This window comes from Mesorhizobium sp. WSM4906 (assembly GCF_029674625.1).
Classification (GTDB): domain Bacteria; phylum Pseudomonadota; class Alphaproteobacteria; order Rhizobiales; family Rhizobiaceae; genus Mesorhizobium.
The window spans coordinates 2,126,685-2,144,133 of sequence record NZ_CP121355.1 but is presented as its reverse complement, the minus strand read 5'-3'; the positions used below and the strand labels follow the sequence as shown (position 1 = coordinate 2,144,133).

The 17,449-nt window shown below is 64.6% G+C and carries 18 protein-coding genes and 1 pseudogene; 14 read left to right on the top strand and 5 right to left on the bottom strand.

Translation table 11 applies throughout. The annotated features are described in order from the left end of the window. Positions 1 to 57 precede the first annotated feature (57 nt). Positions 58 to 801, bottom strand: coding sequence for a phosphonate metabolism transcriptional regulator PhnF (phnF, locus tag QAZ22_RS10185; RefSeq protein WP_278206618.1), 744 nt, complete (start codon positions 799 to 801; stop codon positions 58 to 60). A gap of 139 nt (positions 802 to 940) precedes the next feature. Here phnF and phnG point away from each other — a divergent pair, with 139 nt between their 5' ends. The 3 genes from phnG to QAZ22_RS10170 are packed head-to-tail and all read left to right on the top strand — an operon-like array spanning position 941 to position 3,127. Beyond that, the gene (gene phnG, locus QAZ22_RS10180; protein WP_278206617.1) at positions 941 to 1,402 is read left to right on the top strand and encodes a phosphonate C-P lyase system protein PhnG; all 462 of its coding nucleotides are present in this window, start codon (positions 941 to 943) and stop codon (positions 1,400 to 1,402) included. After that, positions 1,402 to 2,013 carry a phosphonate C-P lyase system protein PhnH gene (gene phnH, locus QAZ22_RS10175; RefSeq protein ID WP_278206616.1) on the top strand — a complete coding sequence of 204 codons (612 nt, stop codon included), beginning with the start codon at positions 1,402 to 1,404 and terminating at the stop codon, positions 2,011 to 2,013. The genes phnG and phnH overlap by 1 nt, the downstream gene beginning before the upstream one ends. A 1-nt stretch (position 2,014) precedes the next feature. Further along, positions 2,015 to 3,127, top strand: a complete 1,113-nt coding sequence (locus QAZ22_RS10170; RefSeq protein WP_278206615.1) for a carbon-phosphorus lyase complex subunit PhnI — start codon at positions 2,015 to 2,017, stop codon at positions 3,125 to 3,127. A 2-nt stretch (positions 3,128 to 3,129) separates the two neighbouring features. On the opposite strand, the gene QAZ22_RS10165 is transcribed toward QAZ22_RS10170, so the two are convergent. Continuing rightward, positions 3,130 to 3,330: a hypothetical protein gene (locus tag QAZ22_RS10165; protein ID WP_278206613.1), complete on the bottom strand. Its 201-nt coding sequence runs from the start codon at positions 3,328 to 3,330 to the stop codon at positions 3,130 to 3,132. A 32-nt stretch (positions 3,331 to 3,362) separates the two neighbouring features. Between QAZ22_RS10165 and QAZ22_RS10160 the strand changes: the two are divergent. The 11 genes and pseudogenes from QAZ22_RS10160 to QAZ22_RS10110 all read left to right on the top strand — a co-directional run. After that, positions 3,363 to 4,190 (top strand): annotated as a pseudogene (locus QAZ22_RS10160) (alpha-D-ribose 1-methylphosphonate 5-phosphate C-P-lyase PhnJ); the annotation flags it as partial. A 137-nt stretch (positions 4,191 to 4,327) separates the two neighbouring features. Further along, entirely contained in the window at positions 4,328 to 5,104 is a 777-nt protein-coding gene (gene phnK, locus QAZ22_RS10155) for a phosphonate C-P lyase system protein PhnK (protein ID WP_278206611.1), read from the top strand. A gap of 205 nt (positions 5,105 to 5,309) precedes the next feature. After that, on the top strand, positions 5,310 to 6,017 hold the full coding sequence (gene phnL / locus QAZ22_RS10150; RefSeq protein WP_278206610.1) for a phosphonate C-P lyase system protein PhnL: 708 nt from the start codon (positions 5,310 to 5,312) through the stop codon (positions 6,015 to 6,017). Beyond that, positions 6,014 to 6,631, top strand: coding sequence for a DapH/DapD/GlmU-related protein (locus QAZ22_RS10145; protein ID WP_278073794.1), 618 nt, complete (start codon positions 6,014 to 6,016; stop codon positions 6,629 to 6,631). The genes phnL and QAZ22_RS10145 overlap by 4 nt, the downstream gene beginning before the upstream one ends. A 209-nt stretch (positions 6,632 to 6,840) precedes the next feature. Beyond that, positions 6,841 to 7,332, top strand: coding sequence for an N-acetyltransferase (locus QAZ22_RS10140; RefSeq protein WP_278206608.1), 492 nt, complete (start codon positions 6,841 to 6,843; stop codon positions 7,330 to 7,332). Positions 7,333 to 7,400: 68 nt separating this feature from the next. Beyond that, entirely contained in the window at positions 7,401 to 8,111 is a 711-nt protein-coding gene (locus tag QAZ22_RS10135) for a DUF1868 domain-containing protein (protein ID WP_278206607.1), read from the top strand. Positions 8,112 to 8,227: 116 nt separating this feature from the next. Next, positions 8,228 to 9,085 (top strand): phosphonate ABC transporter ATP-binding protein, encoded by an 858-nt coding sequence (phnC, locus tag QAZ22_RS10130; RefSeq protein ID WP_278206606.1) that lies wholly within the window; start codon positions 8,228 to 8,230, stop codon positions 9,083 to 9,085. Between the two features lie 140 nt (positions 9,086 to 9,225). Then, positions 9,226 to 10,134 (top strand): phosphonate ABC transporter substrate-binding protein, encoded by a 909-nt coding sequence (phnD, locus tag QAZ22_RS10125; RefSeq protein WP_278073791.1) that lies wholly within the window; start codon positions 9,226 to 9,228, stop codon positions 10,132 to 10,134. A 59-nt stretch (positions 10,135 to 10,193) separates the two neighbouring features. Then, on the top strand, positions 10,194 to 11,147 hold the full coding sequence (gene phnE, locus QAZ22_RS10120; RefSeq protein ID WP_278206605.1) for a phosphonate ABC transporter, permease protein PhnE: 954 nt from the start codon (positions 10,194 to 10,196) through the stop codon (positions 11,145 to 11,147). 7 nt (positions 11,148 to 11,154) lie between these two features. Further along, positions 11,155 to 12,513 (top strand): phosphonate ABC transporter, permease protein PhnE, encoded by a 1,359-nt coding sequence (gene phnE, locus QAZ22_RS10115; RefSeq protein WP_278206604.1) that lies wholly within the window; start codon positions 11,155 to 11,157, stop codon positions 12,511 to 12,513. A 239-nt stretch (positions 12,514 to 12,752) separates the two neighbouring features. Then, positions 12,753 to 13,679, top strand: a complete 927-nt coding sequence (locus QAZ22_RS10110; RefSeq protein ID WP_278206603.1) for an IS110 family transposase — start codon at positions 12,753 to 12,755, stop codon at positions 13,677 to 13,679. Positions 13,680 to 13,848: 169 nt separating this feature from the next. Here the strand turns inward: QAZ22_RS10110 and QAZ22_RS10105 are convergent, their stop codons facing one another. The 3 genes from QAZ22_RS10105 to QAZ22_RS10095 form a co-directional block, all read right to left on the bottom strand. Further along, on the bottom strand, positions 13,849 to 14,700 hold the full coding sequence (locus QAZ22_RS10105; RefSeq protein WP_278206602.1) for a sugar phosphate isomerase/epimerase: 852 nt from the start codon (positions 14,698 to 14,700) through the stop codon (positions 13,849 to 13,851). A 222-nt stretch (positions 14,701 to 14,922) separates the two neighbouring features. Continuing rightward, a complete protein-coding gene (locus tag QAZ22_RS10100) occupies positions 14,923 to 16,110 on the bottom strand; it encodes a Gfo/Idh/MocA family oxidoreductase (RefSeq protein ID WP_278206601.1) in 1,188 nt (395 codons plus the stop codon). Between the two features lie 147 nt (positions 16,111 to 16,257). Continuing rightward, positions 16,258 to 17,313, bottom strand: coding sequence for a sugar phosphate isomerase/epimerase (locus QAZ22_RS10095; RefSeq protein ID WP_278206599.1), 1,056 nt, complete (start codon positions 17,311 to 17,313; stop codon positions 16,258 to 16,260). Positions 17,314 to 17,449: the final 136 nt, after the last annotated feature.

Genomic DNA, 17,449 nt, shown 5'->3' with positions numbered 1-17,449 from the left:
GGAGTTGGTCTGACATCAGTGCGAGTCAGATCAAGTCACGGTCTCGGACAAGGCCAGCTACAACGCCGACAGCCTCAACTCCACCCGCTCCGCGGGAAACCGCGACTCCGCGAACTGGATAGGCTGGCCGTCGAGCGTCACATTGATGGCAACCGTGACAAGCACGATGGCGCCCGGCTGCAGATCGAGATCGGCAAGGTCGTCGGCGTCGGCATGGCGCGCCGACAGTACCGTCGAGTGCCTCAGATAATCGTTGATGCCGAAGCGCTTCAGCGAGGCCGTGATCGATCCCGTCTCGGCCATAGCGGCCTCGATGCCGGCGAAGCGCTTGGCATCGAACCAGGTCGTCGCGCGCGACACCGCATGCCCGTCGGCCTCGCCGCGCGTCTCCAGACGGATCACGGCCGCCCCCCTGGCGATGGCCAGCGCTTCGGCGATGCGGCGGTTGGCCGGCTCGGTCGATGACGACAACAGCGCGATGTGCCGCTCGCTCGTCTGCCCTTGCAGACCGGTCGAAAAGCGAGTCCGCGCGCCGATCGGATAGGACAGGCGCTTGCGCGACAAAACGAAGGTGCCGCGCCCCTGCTCGGCCCTTAGCACGCCTTCCTGCACCAGCGCGGCAATGGCGCTGCGCACCGTATGGCGGTTGACGCCGTAGCGCTCGGCCAAGGCGACCTCGGGCGGCAGCGCCGCATTCTCGACGAAATCGCCATTGGCGATCCCCTGCAGAATCCTGTCGGCGATCTGCCGCCACAGCGACACGCCGTTGCGCCTTTCGATGCTGCTCGCCAGCCCAGTCATTTCCCCGCCCCCAACGTCTTGCCCCTAACTTTTGCGCCCCTTGTCATCCACGCGTCATGGACTCCGGTTACGTGATGAGTATAATTTGTATGGTTGTCTATATCAATAGACAAATCCATTCCATGCGAGGAGTGAAGCGATGCGAGGACAGGAAGCGCGCGAGCAGGCCGAGCGAAAAGCCGTTATGGCGACGCTGGCGCACGCAGCGCCCGAAGAGATCGCGCGTCTTTGGAACGGCTCCGGCCTGCCCTTGGAGGCCGAACTGCTGCGCGGCCCGGAAACCGGATTGGTGACGGTGCGTGGCAGGATTGGCGGCGGCGGCGCGCCCTTCAATGTCGGCGAGGCGACCGTCACCCGCGCAACGGTGCGGCTGCCCTCCGGACAGGTCGGCCATTCCTATGCGCTCGGCCGCGACAAGGGCAAAGCCAGGCTCGCAGCGATCGCCGACGCGCTCTGGCAGGACCCCGTTCATCGCGAGGCGGTCGAGACCAAGCTGGTCGCGCCGTTGCGCGCTGCGCTCGATGCGGCGCGCGAGAAACGGCGTGTCGAGACGGCGGCCACGAAAGTCGATTTCTTCACCATGGTGCGCGGAGAGGACTGATGGATATCGCCACGCAATCGATCGAAGGCGGCTTCGCCGATCCCGTCTTCAACGCTCAAGTCGTATTCCGCGCCATCATGGACGCCATGGCGCGCCCGGGCAGCGTCCAGGCGCTGCCGGCGCTTGCCCATCCGCCGGCGCCGCTGTCTAAAACTGCCGGCGCCGTGGCGCTGTCGCTATGCGACAACGACACGCCGATCTGGATCGATCCGCGGCTGCAGGCCGAAGCGTCCGTGAAGGCCTGGCTCGGTTTCCACACCGGGGCGCCGTTGGCCAACACGCCTGCCGACGCGCATTTCGCTTTGGTAGCCAACCCGGCGGAGATGGCGGCGCTCGACGGTTTCTCGCAGGGCACGCAGGAATATCCCGACCGCTCAACGACGTTGATCCTTTTGGTCGACGATCTCGCTTCCGGTCCGTCGCTGCTGCTCGAAGGCCCCGGCATCGAGAAGACGGCGATGACCGCGCCGACTGGCATGCCGCGCCATTTCGTCGAGCAGTGGAAGCAGAACAACCAGCGTTTCCCGCGCGGCGTCGACATCATCCTGGCGGCGCCCGGCCACCTCGCTTGCCTGCCGCGCACCACCCGCATCAAGACGATGGAGGCATGACATGTATGTCGCGGTGAAAGGCGGCGAGGCCGCAATCGCCAACGCCCATCGCCTGCTTGCCGATCGCCGCCGCGGCGACCGCTCGGTGCCGGCCCTGCGTCTCGATCAGATCGTCGAGCAGCTTGCGCTCGGCGTCGACCGGGTGATGAGCGAAGGCTCGCTCTACGACCGCGAGCTCGCGGCTTTGGCCGTCGTCCAGGCGCGGGGCGACATGATCGAGGCGATCTTCCTGGTGCGCGCCTACCGCACCACGCTGCCGCGCTTCGGCTACACCAACCCGGTCGACACCGGCGCCATGCAGATCGAGCGGCGCGTGTCGGCCACTTACAAGGACCTGCCCGGCGGCCAGGTACTCGGCCCGACCTTCGATTACACGCACCGGCTGCTCGATCCGGAGCTTGCCGCCGGCGCCGAAGTCGAGACGCCCGCGCAGCGCTCGGCCGAAGCGGAAGCCATGCCGCGCGTCTCCGCGATCCTTGCCCATGAAGGTCTGATCGAGGCCGACGGCGAGATGCCGCTCGACCATGTGCCTGGCGACATCACCCGCGAGCCGCTGCAATTCCCGATGGCGCGCGACATCCGCCTGCAGGCGCTGTCGCGCGGCGACGAGGGTTTCCTGCTGGCGCTCGGCTATTCGACGCAGCGCGGCTACGCGCGCAATCACCCCTTTGTCGGCGAGGTGCGCATCGGCGGGGTCGAGCTGGAGCTCGACGTGCCCGAGCTGCCCTTCGCCGTGCCGTTGGGCTCGATCCGCGTCACCGAGTGCCAGATGGTCAACCAGTTCAAGGGCTCGGCCAAGGCGCCGCCGCAATTCACCCGCGGCTACGGACTGGTCTTCGGCCAGAGCGAGCGCAAGGCGATGGCCATGGCGCTCTGCGACCGGGCGTTGCGCGCCACCGAGCTCGGCGAGGATGTGATTGCCGCCGCGCAGGACGAGGAGTTCGTCATCTCGCACTCCGACAACGTCCAGGCGACCGGCTTCGTCGAGCACCTCAAGCTGCCGCACTATGTCGACTTCCAGGCCGAACTCGACCTGGTCCGCCGCATGCGCGCCGAATACGAGGCGCGGGAAAATGAAGACAAGGCAGAGGAGAAGCGGGAGGCGGCCGAATGACCCTAACGTCCGCCGCCACCGAACCACAGGCCGATAAAGCCACGCGCGCCGGCAACGGTCTCGCCGCGTGGAGGCGCCTTTGGCGCGGGCAGAACCATCTTCCAAAGCACAAAGGCCACGATGCCGGCAAACACCAGCAACAGCACGCCAAGATGCAACCAACCGGTAGAGTCCATATGGGCCTGCTCCCGCGTCTTGAGCACCAAATTCTTAGCACGAAGCGGACGTGATCGCCATGACCGACATCGCCACCTACAACTTCGCCTATCTCGACGAGCAGACCAAGCGGATGATCCGCCGCGCGATCCTCAAGGGCATTGCCATTCCCGGCTATCAGGTGCCCTTCGCCTCGCGCGAGATGCCGATGCCCTATGGCTGGGGCACCGGCGGCGTCCAGGTCACCGCCTCGATTATCGGCCCGGATGACGTGCTGAAAGTCATCGACCAGGGCGCCGACGACACCACCAACGCCGTCTCGATCCGCGCCTTCTTCAAGAAGGTCGCCAAAGTCGCGGTCACCACCGAGACGGGACAAGCGACCATCATCCAGACCCGCCACCGCATCCCCGAGCAGCCACTCACCGCCAATCAGGTGCTGGTCTTCCAGGTGCCGATCCCCGAGCCGCTGCGCTTCCTCGAGCCGCGCGAGACCGAGACGCGCAAGATGCACGCGCTGGAGGAATACGGCCTCATGCATGTAAAGCTCTATGAGGACATCGCCAGGCACGGCCGCATCGCCACCACTTACGCCTATCCGGCCAAGGTCGAGGGCCGCTATGTGATGGACCCGTCGCCGACGCCGAAATTCGACAATCCGAAGATGCATCGTTCGCCGGCCGTGCAGCTCTTCGGCGCCGGCCGCGAGAAGCGCATCTATGCGGTGCCGCCTTTCACCGACGTCGTCAGCCTCGATTTCGAGGACCATCCCTTCGAGGTGCAGACCTTCGACCAGCCCTGCGCGCTCTGCGGCGCCGAGAACGTCTATCTCGACGAGGTCATCCTCGATGACCATGGCGGCCACATGTTCGTCTGCTCGGACACCGATCACTGCGAGAAGCGGCGCAGCGATCCTACCTCCCCCTTGTGGGGAGGTCGCGCCGAAGGCGCGGGTGGGGATCATGACCAATTTTCTTCTTCCTCAACCCCCACCCCGGCGCTGCGCGCCGACCCTCCCCACAAGGGGGAGGGTAAGGAGGCCCAATGACCGACGAACCGCTGCTGCGCGTCTCGGCGCTGTCCAAATTCTACGGCTCGCGCGTGGGCTGCGAGGCGATCTCTTTCGACCTCTGGCCGGGCGAGGTGCTGGCCGTGGTCGGCGAGTCCGGCTCGGGCAAGACGACACTGCTCAACTGCCTGTCGACGCGGCTGCTGCCCTCCTCCGGCACGGCGAGCTACCGCATGCGTGACGGCCAGTGGCGCGAGCTCTACCGCATGAGCGAGGCTGAACGCCGCTTCCTGATGCGCACCGACTGGGGCTTTGTCCATCAGAACCCGGCCGACGGCCTGCGCATGACGGTGTCGGCCGGCGCCAATGTCGGCGAGCGGCTGATGGCGGTCGGCGACCGCCACTACGGCAGGATACGCGCCACTGCCGTCGACTGGCTGTCGCGTGTCGAGATCGACGAGGACCGCATCGACGACGAACCGCGCGCCTTTTCCGGCGGCATGCGCCAGCGCCTGCAGATCGCCCGCAACCTGGTGACGGGACCGCGGCTGGTGTTCATGGACGAGCCGACCGGCGGGCTCGACGTTTCGGTGCAGGCGCGCCTGCTCGACTTGTTGCGAGGGCTTGTCACCGATCTCGGCCTCGCGGCCATCGTCGTCACGCACGACCTCGCCGTGGCCCGGCTTCTGTCGCAGCGCATGATGGTGATGAAGGACGGCCGCGTCGTCGAAAGCGGCCTCACCGACCGCGTGCTCGACGACCCGCGCGCGCCGTATACGCAGTTGCTCGTGTCTTCGATTTTACAGGTGTGATGATGGCGCCAAGTCACCCCCCTCTGGCCTGCCGGCCATCTCCCCCTCAAGGGGGGAGATCGGCAGCTTTCATGTCCCGCTCGTTCTGCAACGTGGGTGAATGGCGAAACCGAATGCGACAGCTGATCTCCCCCCTTGAGGGGGAGATGCCTGGGAAGGCAGAGGGGGGTGCTGTCCCGCCAACGAATGACCGGAGATCGCTCTGATGCCCACCCCTCTCGTCGTTTCCGATGTCGCCAAAAGCTTCACCATGCATCTGCGCGACGGCGTCACGCTGCCGGTGGTGGCGGGCGTCTCCTTCTCGATCCGCGCCGGCGAATGCGCCGTGCTCGGCGGCCCGTCGGGCGCCGGAAAAAGCTCGATCCTGAAGATGCTCTACGGCAATTACGCCGTCGACGCTGGCCAGATCATCGTCCAGCACGGTGGCGGGCTGATCGACCTCGCCTCCGCCGGCCCGCGCACCGTGCTCTCCGTGCGCCGCCACACCATCGGTTATGTCAGCCAGTTCCTGCGCACCGTGCCGCGTGTTTCGGCGCTCGACGTCGTCGCCGAGCCGCTGGTCGAGCGCGGCGAGGACAGAGAGGCGGCGCGGGAGAAAGCACGCACCTTGCTTGCGCAACTCAACTTGCCGGAAAAGCTCTGGGCGCTGCCGCCGGCGACATTCTCCGGCGGCGAGCAGCAGCGCGTCAACATCGCGCGCGGCTTCATCACCGAGCATCCGATCCTGCTGCTCGACGAGCCGACCGCTTCACTCGACGCCAGGAACCGCGATGTCGTGGTCGAGCTCATTGCCGCCAAGAAGGCGGCTGGCGTTGCTCTGCTCGGCATCTTCCATGACCAGGACGTGCGCGACGCGGTGGCCGACCGCGTCATCGATGTCACCGCCTTCGCCGCCGGAAAGATCGCCGCATGACGAAGAAGCTTTCGGAGGCGCCGCTGGTTCACGAGACGGCTGAGGTCGAGAACTCGAAGCTCGGCCGCTGGACCGAGATCGCCGAGCGCAGCCGCGTCTCGGAAAGCGAGCTCGGCGACTATTCCTACATGATGCAGGATTGCGCCGTCTGGTGCGCGACCATTCGAAAGTTCTCCAACATCGCGGCCGCAGTGCGCATCAACGCCACCAACCACCCGATCTCGCGGCCGACGCTGCACCACTTCACCTATCGCGCCTCGGACTACTGGGACGATGCCGAGCATGAGAGCGAGTTCTTTGCCCAGCGCCGCGCCAAACGGGTCACCATCGGCCACGACACCTGGCTCGGTCACGGCTCGACCATCCTGCCGGGCGTAACCGTCGGCGACGGCGCCGCGGTCGGCGCGGGCGCGGTGGTGTCGAAGGATGTCGCGCCTTACACCATCGTGGCCGGCGTGCCGGCAAAACCGATCCGCGAGCGCTTCGACCGCCGCACCGCCGAACGCTACCAGGCGCTCGCCTGGTGGGATTGGGACCATGCCCGGCTGCGCTCGGCACTCGACGATTTCCGCGAGCTCTCGGCCGAGGCTTTCCTGGAGAAGTATGGCGGCTAGTGCCGGCCTCTCGCGTTTTCGTCGGTGTTCAGGAAAATGCACCAATGCTAATATACGGAATGTTTGAGGGTTTTATGCAGCCCTTGTGAAGGGACATTCCCGCACCTCCGGCCTCTGGCGTGAAGCCCGGATTCGTGACAGCCTTTGTCGTTCTGATCTTTTTCGGCATCCTCGCCACGATCTGGCTTTGATCCATCCTACGTGGGTTCTTGACCTTGCCGACCATTCGTCCCGCCACACCGGCCGATGCAGATGCGATCTGGTCCATACTTGAACCTGTCCTGCGGGCGGGCGAAACCTATGCGCTGCCCCGCGACTGGAACCGCGACCAGGGGCTGGGCTACTGGTTTTCCGAAGGCAACGAAGTATTCGTGTCCGAGGATGCAGGCGAAATAGCCGGATGCTACTTCCTCCATGCCAACCAGCGCGGCGGCGGCGCGCATGTCGCCAATTGCGGCTACGTCACGTCGGCCGCATCGACGGGACGCGGCATTGCCACCGCGATGTGCGAGCATTCCCTGCAACGGGCCGCCGAACTTGGCTTTCGAGCCATGCAGTTCAACTTCGTCATCAGCACCAACGAGCGGGCGGTGAAGCTTTGGCAGCGCCTGGGCTTCGCCATTGTCGGCACGATTCCGCAGGCGTTCGACCATCCGCAGCTAGGCTATGTCGACGCTTTCGTGATGCACCGCATGCTGTAGAGGTGCGAAGGTTTCACACCTTTGACATGTGACTCGGACAGGAGGCGATGTCCCCCAAGGAGATCGTCATGCTCGACAAAGCAAAACCCTCGCTCGCCTCCTTCTTCGAAGGCACCAACCCGACGCCGCCGGTGCATCTCGGCATGCGCTACGACACGTCGGGCAACTTCCTCCTCGAGCCTGGCAACACGGTCGTCAGCCACCTGGTCACGGGCTCGCCATCGGAAGCCGCGGTCATCGAGGTGCGCGAGCGCATCCGCGCCATGCCCGACGCCGACCGCCTCGCCTTCACGCCGATCTCCAGCCTGCACATGACCTTGTTCCAAGGCATCATCGAATACCGGCGTCGCCTTCCCTACTGGCCGGCCGACGTGCCGCTCGACACAAGCATCGACGACATGACCCGCCTCTATCTCGAGCGGCTGCAGCACTTCGAGGGCAAAGGCGCATTCAGGATCAAGGCCATCGGCGTCACCCCGAACGGCCTTACGGTCGCCGGTGCGTCCGCGGAGGACGATCGTATCCTGCGCCTGTGGCGCGACGCGCTCTCGATCCCGTTCGGCTACCGCCATCCGGACCACGACACTTATGTCTTCCACATCACTTTCGCCTATCAGATCCGCCGGCTTGCCGACGAGCGAGTGTCCGCCTGGCAGGATCTGTTCGACGAGTGCTTGGCGTTCCTCGATCGCGAGGCTCCGGTGATCGAATTGCGCCTGCCTGCCTTCTGCAGCTTCAAGGACATGAAACATTTCGAGGAACTGCTTGTCCTGGAATGACCCGCCAAGCCTGTGGGTCGTAACAAAACTGACATCAATCCGACACCCCAGCTTCATGGGGCTGCGCTAGCGAAGGTTAACGGACCTTCGAAACCGCGACGTACCGGAGTCTTGCCATGTCAGCATCATCGGCCACGCTGGAAATCCGCGGCGTAACCCGACGATTTGGCAAGAACACCGCTGTCAGCGACATCAACGTCTCGATCCCGCAGGGCCAGATGGTCGGCATCATCGGCCGCTCCGGCGCCGGCAAGTCGACGCTTCTGCGCATGATCAACCGTCTCATCGACCCTAGCCAGGGGTCGATTTTTTTTGACGGCGCCGAGGTTTCCAGCCTGCAGGGCTCGCCGCTGCGTCGCTGGCAGCGCGACTGCGCCATGATTTTCCAGCAGTTCAACCTCGTGCCGCGCCTCGACGTGCTGACCAACGTGCTGCTCGGCCGCCTCAACCATCGCTCGACGCTTTCAAACCTGCTCGGCATGTTCTCGCGCACCGAATGCGCAGAGGCGGTGGCCGCGCTCGAGCGCCTCGATATCGCCCGCACCGCGCTGCAGCCGGCCGGCACGCTGTCCGGCGGCCAGCAGCAGCGCGTGGCGATCGCGCGCGCCATGATGCAGCAGCCGAAGGTGCTTCTGGCCGACGAGCCGATCGCCTCGCTCGACCCGCTCAACGCCAAGGTGGTGATGGACTCGCTGCGCGACATCAATTTGCGCGAAGGCATCACCGTCGTCACCAACCTGCACACGCTGGACACCGCCCGCGCCTACTGCAACCGCATCATCGGCATGGCCGCCGGCAAAGTCGTATTCGACGGCGCACCGGAGGATCTCGACCGCGATGCCGTGCGCACCGTCTATGGCGCCGACGCCAACGGGGTCGAGATCTCCGAGGCCATCACGTCGACCGCCGTCAACATCAAGCCGAAGATCACCGCATCCGCCGGAACGCTCGAACCGGCCTTCCCTGGCTATTGAGTCCATCGCCCGGATCGTAGCCGCTCCGGGCAAATCGTGGATTTCGGCAAGAGCAACCCGGATCGCCCGCCCGCGTCAAAGGCTGAACTCAAAAATTCGAACGCTGCCGGCGCGAAGCCGGCAAAACAGGAGAGAGATCAATGTTCAGGAAAATGGTTTTTGGCGCCGTATCGTTGCTGGCCATGGCGGCAAGCGCCGCCCACGCCGCCGACATCAAGGAGTTTCGCGTCGGCATCCTCGGCGGCGAGAACGAGACCGACCGCCTGCGCAACTACCAGTGCCTCGCCGATCACCTGAAGGCCGAATTCGGCTTCGAGAAGGTGTCGCTGTTCCCGGCCGCCGACTATGACGGCGTCATCCAGGGCCTGCTCGGCGGCACGCTCGACTTCGCCGAGCTCGGCGCGTCCGGCTACGCCAGCGTCTATCTCAAGGACCCGAACGCCGTCACCCCGATCCTCACCACCAAGCAGACCGACGGCTCGACCGGTTACTATTCGATCGGCCTGGCGCTGAAGACTTCCGGCATCACCGATATCAAGTCGGCCAAGGGCAAGAAGCTCGGCTATGCCGACCCGGATTCGACCTCGGGCTACCTGATCCCGCTGACCCAGATTCCGAAGGACACCGGCGCTTCCAACGAGAGCTACTTCGCCTCGACCCAGTTCAACGGCGGCCATGAGAACAACGTGCTTGCCGTCCGCGACGGCAAGGTCGACGTGGCGGTGGACGATTCCTCCGGCATCGGCGACTTCAAGAACGGCTACACCTCCGGCACCTTCCACAAGGAAGTCGCCAAGGGCGCCGTCGACCCGAACGACTTCGTCGAAGTGTGGCGCTCGGGCCTGATCCCGAACGGCCCGCTGGTCGTCCGCACCGCGCTCGGCGCCGACATGACCGCCAAGCTCACCGACTTCTTCACCCAACTGCCGACCAAGGACAAGCCCTGCTTCGAAGGTGTCGAGGGCGGCGATTTCACCGGCTACGTTCCCGTGAAGCCGGACTTCTACAAAGTCATCGTCGAGGCCCGCAAAGCCGCGATCGGCGGCTGACGGCATCAGGAAAAAAGGGGCGGCGTAAAACAACGCCGCCCTTTTTGCATCCACCGATCATGACAACAGCGACAATTCATTCCGAAGCGACGCGGCAGCAGGCCGACGCCTGGCGGCGCCAGACGTCGCTGCGCCGCTTCTACACCGCGCTCGGCGTCGGCCTGCTGCTGGTCGCCATGGTCGCGACCATGTGGTTCGCCGACGAAGCCAATGCCGGCCATTTCTTCGAGCGGCTGCCGCACATCCTCGACTTCCTGAGCTGGCTTATCCCGAAGGACTGGAACGACGTCTGGCGGGCCCTGTTCGACATCGCCTCGCCGCACGACAAGGGCACGCAGGAATTCAACTTCCCGCTCGGCCGCGTCTATATCTGGGGAGGCTTCTACATCCCCGAATATTTCGAGCTGATGCTGACCACCGTGAACGTCGCGCTGGTCTCGACCTTCATCGGCTTCGTCTTCGCCGTGCCTTTCTCCTTCATCGCCGCGCGCAACCTGACGCCGAGCCCGATCCTGCGGCTCGTCGTCAAGCGTTTCATGGAATTGCTGCGCGCCTTCCCGGAGATCGTCATCGCCGGCTTGTTCGCGGCCATCGTCTCGATCGGTCCGGTCGCGGCCATCATCGCCATCGGCCTGCATTCGATCGGCGCGCTGGGCAAGCTGTTCTACGAGATCAACGAGAACATCGACATGCGGCCCGAGGAAGGCCTGCGCGCGGTCGGCGCCAACTGGATCGAGCGGGTGCGCTTCGCCGACCTGCCGCAGGTATTGCCCAATTTCATGTCCTACACGCTGCTCAGGATCGAGATCAACGTGCGCATCTCGACCATCATGGGCGCCGTCGGCGGCGGCGGCATCGGCGAGGAGCTGAAGCTTGCCATCTCGCGCGGATTCGGCGCCAAGACGCTGGCGCTGGTGCTGCTTCTCTTCGTCACCATCTTCCTCGTCGACCAGTTCTCCGCCTGGCTGCGCCGCAAGCTGGTTGGTGAACAAGCCTTCTTGATGAGTGCCTGAAATGGCCATGACAGTCGATGATATCAAAGCCATCGAGGATCGCCACCCGCAGGTGTTCCAACGGCCGGCCTACAAGCGCTTCTGGCCGCTGTTTCTGATCGTCGGCACCCTGCTTTATCTCGCCTACGCCTTGTGGTTCTTCAGCCTGCCGCAGGTGCTGAGGGAATCGCACTGGGAGCGCCTGCCGCTCTTCCTGTCGCAATGGATCAGCTACGACCTGCAGCCGGAATTCCGCCTCGACCAGCCTGAGATCACGCCGAAATATCCGCGCTTCTCCGCTCTCGGCGAACATCCCGATCCGGATTGGGTGATCAAGAATCCCGACGGCACCTACACCGTGCAGATCGACGGCGCGGCCAAATCCGTCACCTTCGACAAGACCAAGGCGACGATCGTCGCCAACGGCCAGACCGTGCCGATATCGCTGACCGGCGGCAAGCCGGAGGTTACAGATCCGGTGCCGGACTGGGTCACCGTGCATGACGACGAGGTCGTCGCCAGGATGGGCTTTGTCGGCGAGGTGCGCGTCACCGTCGACCGCGTCAAGGTGCGCAAGCGCTTCATCGGCTGGGCGAATTTCGTCTTCGACACACGCTCGCCCTTCTTCGGCAAGCAGGCCGGCGAGGTGTTCTCGCTGATCCTCTCCGGTCCTGAGCTCCAGCCGGGCACATCGAACCTCGCTTTAGCCGCCGACAACATCTGGAACAACGCCCAGTGGCAGCATGGCGATGTCTGGACGAAGCTGCTGCAGACCATCGTCATGGCGTTCCTCGGCACGCTGCTCGGTGGCATCGTCGCCTTCCCGCTCGCCTTCTTCGCCGCCCGCAACATCACGCCGAGCGGCCTGCTCAGCCAGGTCTTGAAGCGCTTCTTCGACTTCATGCGCTCGGTCGACATGCTGATCTGGGCGCTGTTCTTCACCCGCGCCTTCGGCCCCGGCCCGCTGGCGGGAAGCGCCGCGATCTTCTTCACCGAGATCGGCACGCTCGGCAAAACCTATTCCGAGGCGCTGGAGAACATCGACGATAAGCCGCGCGAAGGCGTGCTCTCGACCGGCGCCAACGGCATCCTGGTGCAGCGCTACGGCGTGCTGCCGGAAGTGGTGCCGATCTTCATCAGCCAGACGCTCTACCAGTGGGAATCGAACACCCGCGGCGCCACCATCATCGGCGCCGTCGGCGCCGGCGGCATCGGCCTGAAGCTGTGGGAAGCCATGCGCACCAACTCGAATTGGGCGAACGTCTTCTACATGGTTCTGCTGACGCTGCTCGTCGTCTTCATCTTCGACAACATCTCGAACTTCCTGCGCCGCAGGCTCAGTCGCACGCTGCACGATTACAACAGGCTGCAGGCTGCGCAGGGGTAGTCTCGCGCCTTCGTCATCCTCGGGCGAAGCAAGGAGCGAAGCGACGCGGCGCAGACCCGAGGATCCTGTGTGTTGGTTCCGGTGTATGGTTGAAGTGGGAAGGAGGCCGAGTGGATCCTGGTCGTCCTTTCGGACAGGCCGCGGCATGGCCCGGTCCCTTCCCACCGGTGAACCATCAACCTGAACAGTTGCACGGGGCTGTTCCAAGCAGACCCCGCACCACAGGAAGAGGCGTGGACATGATAGTGCAGAACTATGTCGGCTGCGACATCTCCAAGCAGTGGCTAGACTTTTTTGATGAGGCAAGCGGCCGTTTTCGGCGCATCGACAACCAGGCTGAGGCGATCGCTGCCTATGTGGCAGGCCTTCGTCCCGGCCAAGACTTCGTCGTCATGGAGGCGACAGGCGTGCATGACCGGCTGCTGCGCCACGCGCTGGCCAAGGCCGGCGTGCCGTTCTCGCGGCACAACCCGGCCCATACCCACCACTATGCCAAGTCGACGAGACGGCGCGCCAAGACCGATCGTCTCGACGCCAGGATGCTGAGCGACTATGGCCGTCGCTATCAGCCGGCGGCCGAGCCGGCGCCGTGTGAACAAAACGAGCAGCTTCAATCGCTTGCCCGCTACCGCGACCATCTGGTCGAGATGCGGGCAACGCTGAAGAAGCACCTCGCTGAGGCCTTCGACGAGATTGTCATTGCCGACCTTGAAGAAACGATTGCCGCCTTCGACACACGCATCCATGCGCTCGAGAGCCGGATCGCCAACGTTATTCGTCAAACCGAGGACACCGCCCGCGATTACACGCTGATGATCTCCGTGCCGGGTGTCTCCAAGGTCGGCGCGCTCTCGCTCCTGGCGCACCTGCCCGAGCTCGGCCAGCGTTCACCCAAGGCGATCGCCGCACTCGCCGGCCTTGCCCCGTTCGACAACAAGAGTGGCAAGCTCAACCGCAGGAGCCAGATCCAGGGCGGGCGATCACGCGTGCGCCGCGCCCTCTATATGGCAGCCCTCACGGCCATCCGAACCTGCGACCGGTTCAAGTCCTTCTACAGCGCACTTGCCGCCCGATCAGGCTCCAAGAAACTCGCCATCATCGCCGTCGCAAGGAAGCTCTTGGTCGTCCTCAACGCTATCATGCGCGACAAAACCGCATTCGCATGAACACAGTTGCCATTCCGTGACATAGGCCATGCAATGCAGCGGTTCAAAAAGTGGCGCTTACTCGGGATTCCGCTCTGCACCGTTGCGGAGCGTCGACATCACGGAATGGATCCTCGGGTCTCCGCGTCCGCTTCGCTCCCGCTCCGCCCGTGGATGACGAAGGGAAGGCTTACGCCGCCTTCCTCCACCCATCCTTGATATGCTTATACCCCTCGCGATAGACCGCCTCGGGGCTCTCGGCGAAATCCCGCCACACCTTGGTCGCCGCCGCCAGATCCTTCAGCGAGCGGCCGAAGGACTCGATGGTCAGCCAGTCGTCATAGCCGCCCTTGCGGATGGCGGCGAAGGTTTCCTTCCACGGGATGTTGCCCCGCCCCGGCACGCCGCGGTCGTTCTCCGAGATATGGATATGGACGATGTTTTTGCGGTTGCGCGTATAGGCGCCGATCGGGTCGGCCTCCTCGATATTGGCGTGGAAGGTGTCGTACATCGCCTTGATGTGCGGGCGGTCGATCGCGTCGATATGCTCCGACAGATCGTCCATCGTGTTGAGCAGATAGCATTCGAAGCGGTTGAGGGCCTCAAGCCCGATGGTGACGCCTTTCTTGCCGGCATGGTCGCCGATGGCGCGCTGCGAAGCGATCGAACGCTTCTTCTCGGCCGCCGTCGGCCCGCTGCCGGAAAAAGCGCCGAGCGTCGAATGCAGCGGCCCGCTCAATCGGTCCGCGCCGAGCGCAGCGCTGCAGTCGATCGCCCACTTCATATAGTCGATACCGGCCTTGCGCGTCGCGGCATCCGGCGAGATCAGGTTCATCGCCGGATCGCCCATGGCCGAGACCGCCGTGCGCTCCAGGCCGATGCGATCGAGCATCTCGCCGAGCCTTTTATAGTCGTCGGCCCCGCCCGCGAAGACCGGTATCTCGACGCCGTCGAAGCCGGTCGCCTTGATGTCCTTCAGCAGCGCGTCGTGCTTCTTCGAAACGCTGGTCGTCCACAAGAACATGCACATGCCGATCTTCATCGACACCCCTCCCCCTTTGACAGCCAGCTAACTTGTCCCACCGGTTCCCGCCGCACTCCCCCTCATCCGGCCGCTGCGCGGCCACCTTCTCCCCGAGGGGAGAAGAGGTTGGCGCCGGCGCTGACAAGCTCCTCTCCCCTGGGGGAGAGGTCGGATTGTCCCGAATTGCCCTTGCAATTCGGCTGGCAATCCGGGTGAGGGGGACTCCGCCGATCGCCGCGACTACAATTTGGTCCACGCCCCATTCTTCTTCGACGACTTCACGCAGGCCTCGATGAAGGCCATGCCTTCGACGCCGTCCGCGATCGTCGGGAAGATCACATCCTTAGCCAGCTTGCCGCCTTTCTTGCGCGCCGCGCGAATGGCGCGGGCGGCTTCCTGGTAGATATTGGCGAAACCTTCGAGATAGCCCTCCGGATGGCCCGAAGGCACGCGCGTCACGCGCGCCGCCACCGGCATCGCGCCGGCGCCGGCGCGGGTCAGCAACTGCTTCGGCTGGCCGAACGGCGTGTACCAGAGATAGTTCGGATCGGCCTGCACCCATTCCAGCCCGCCCTTCGAACCGTAGATGCGCAGCTTCAGCCCATTCTCGTGGCCAGGCGCCACCTGGCTGGCCCAGATCATGCCCTTGGCCGGATGCTTGTTGCCGACCGGCTTGAAGCGCAGCAGCACATTGACGTTGTCGTCGAGTTGGCGGCCCGGCACGAAGGCGTCGAGATCGGCCGAGAGCGCATCGAGCTCCAGCCCCGAGACGAAGCGAGCGAGGTTGTAGGCATGCGTGCCGATGTCGCCGAGCGCGCCGCCGGCGCCGGCCTGCTTCGGGTCGGAGCGCCAGGAGGCCTGCTTCTGGCCGGTGGCGGCGAGGTCTTCCGTCAGCCAGTCCTGCGGATATTCCGACTGCACGATGCGGATGTCGCCGAGCTGGCCCTTGGCTACCATCTCGCGCGCCTGGCGCACCATTGGATAGGCGGTGTAGTTGTGGGTGAGCACGAACACCTTGCCGGTCTTTTCGACCAGCGCCGCGAGCTTCTTCGCCTCGGCAAGCGACGTCGCCAGCGGCTTGTCACAGATGACGTGGATGCCGGCCTCGAGGAAGGCTTTCGCCGCAGGCACATGCACGTTGTTGGGCGTCACGATCGCCACTGCCTCGATGCCGTCCGGGCGCTTGGCTTCGGCCTTGGCCATCTCGGCATAGGAGCCGTAGCTGCGCGCCGGATCGAGCCCGAGTTCTTCGGCCGAAGCCTTTGCCCGTTCCGGATTCGACGACAGCGCCCCGGCCACCAGCACGAAATCATTGTCCATGCGCGCCGCGATCCGGTGCACCGCGCCGATGAAGGCGCCCTGCCCGCCGCCCACCATGCCGTAGCGGATCGGGCCGCCTCCCGTTTCCGACTTCGATGCGCCGACCATTTTTGTCTCCCTCGTTGTCTCGGATATGCCTCCCCTCGGGGAGGATGGCCCGAAGGGGGGTCGGTTCATGCCGAGCTCCACGCCCGGCGACCCCACCCCGATCCGCTTTGCGGATCGACCCTCCCCTCAAAGGGAGGGAAAGTAGCGCTAGATTCCCATCATCGCCCGCAGCAGCTTCTTGTCGCTCGTGCCGCCGGCGAAATCGTCGAAGGCCCTCTCGGTCACCCGGATGATGTGGTGCTGGATGAAGGGTGCGCCTTCGGCGGCGCCGTCCTCGGGATGCTTGAGACAGCATTCCCATTCCAGCACCGCCCAGGAATCGTAGTTGTACTGGGTGAGCTTGGAGAAGATGCCGCTGAAATCCACCTGCCCGTCGCCCAGCGAACGGAAGCGTCCGGCGCGATTCACCCAGCCCTGATAGCCGGAATAGACGCCTTGCCGTCCCGTCGGGTTGAACTCGGCGTCCTTCACGTGGAAGGCCTTGATCCGCTCATGATAGATGTCGATGAATTCGAGATAGTCGAGCTGCTGCAACAGGAAGTGCGACGGGTCGTAATTGATGTTGCAGCGCTTGTGGCCGCCGACCGCGTCGAGGAACATCTCGAAGGTCGCGCCGTCGAAAACGTCCTCGCCTGGATGGATCTCGTAGCCGACGTCGACGCCGTTCTCGTCATAGACGTCGAGGATCGGCTTCCAGCGCTTGCCGAGCTCGGCGAAGGCCTCCTCGATCAGCCCCGGCGGCCGCTGCGGCCAAGGATAGAGGTAGGGGAAGGCGAGCGCGCCGCTGAAGGATACCGAGGCCTTGAGGCCGAGATTCTTCGACGCCTTGGCGCCGAACTCCATCTGCTCGACCGCCCATTTCTGCCGGGCCTTCGGATTGTTGTGCACCTCGGCCGGCGCGAAACCGTCGAACTGCGCGTCATAGGCCGGATGCACCGCGACGAGCTGACCCTGAAGGTGCGTCGACAGCTCGGTGATCTCGATGCCGGCGTCGGCGCATATGCCTTTTACCTCGTCGCAATAGGCCTTCGACGATGCCGCCTTCTTGAGGTCGAACAGGCGCCCGTCCCAGGTCGGGATCTGCACGCCCTTGTAGCCCAGGCCGGCTGCCCATTTGGTGATCGAGGCCAACGAATTGAACGGCGCCGCGTCGCCCGCGAACTGCGCCAGAAACAGGCCGGGACCCTTCATTGTCGTCGGCATCGGCATCCTCCCTCTCTCGGTTTTCGCGACCAAGCATAGCGCCGATTGGAATGAGGGCCAGCCTGTTTGGTCGTTCGGTGTCGGCGCCAAAACATGGCGTCATTCTGGTATTACCAAATCCAGCCACCCGGTCAAG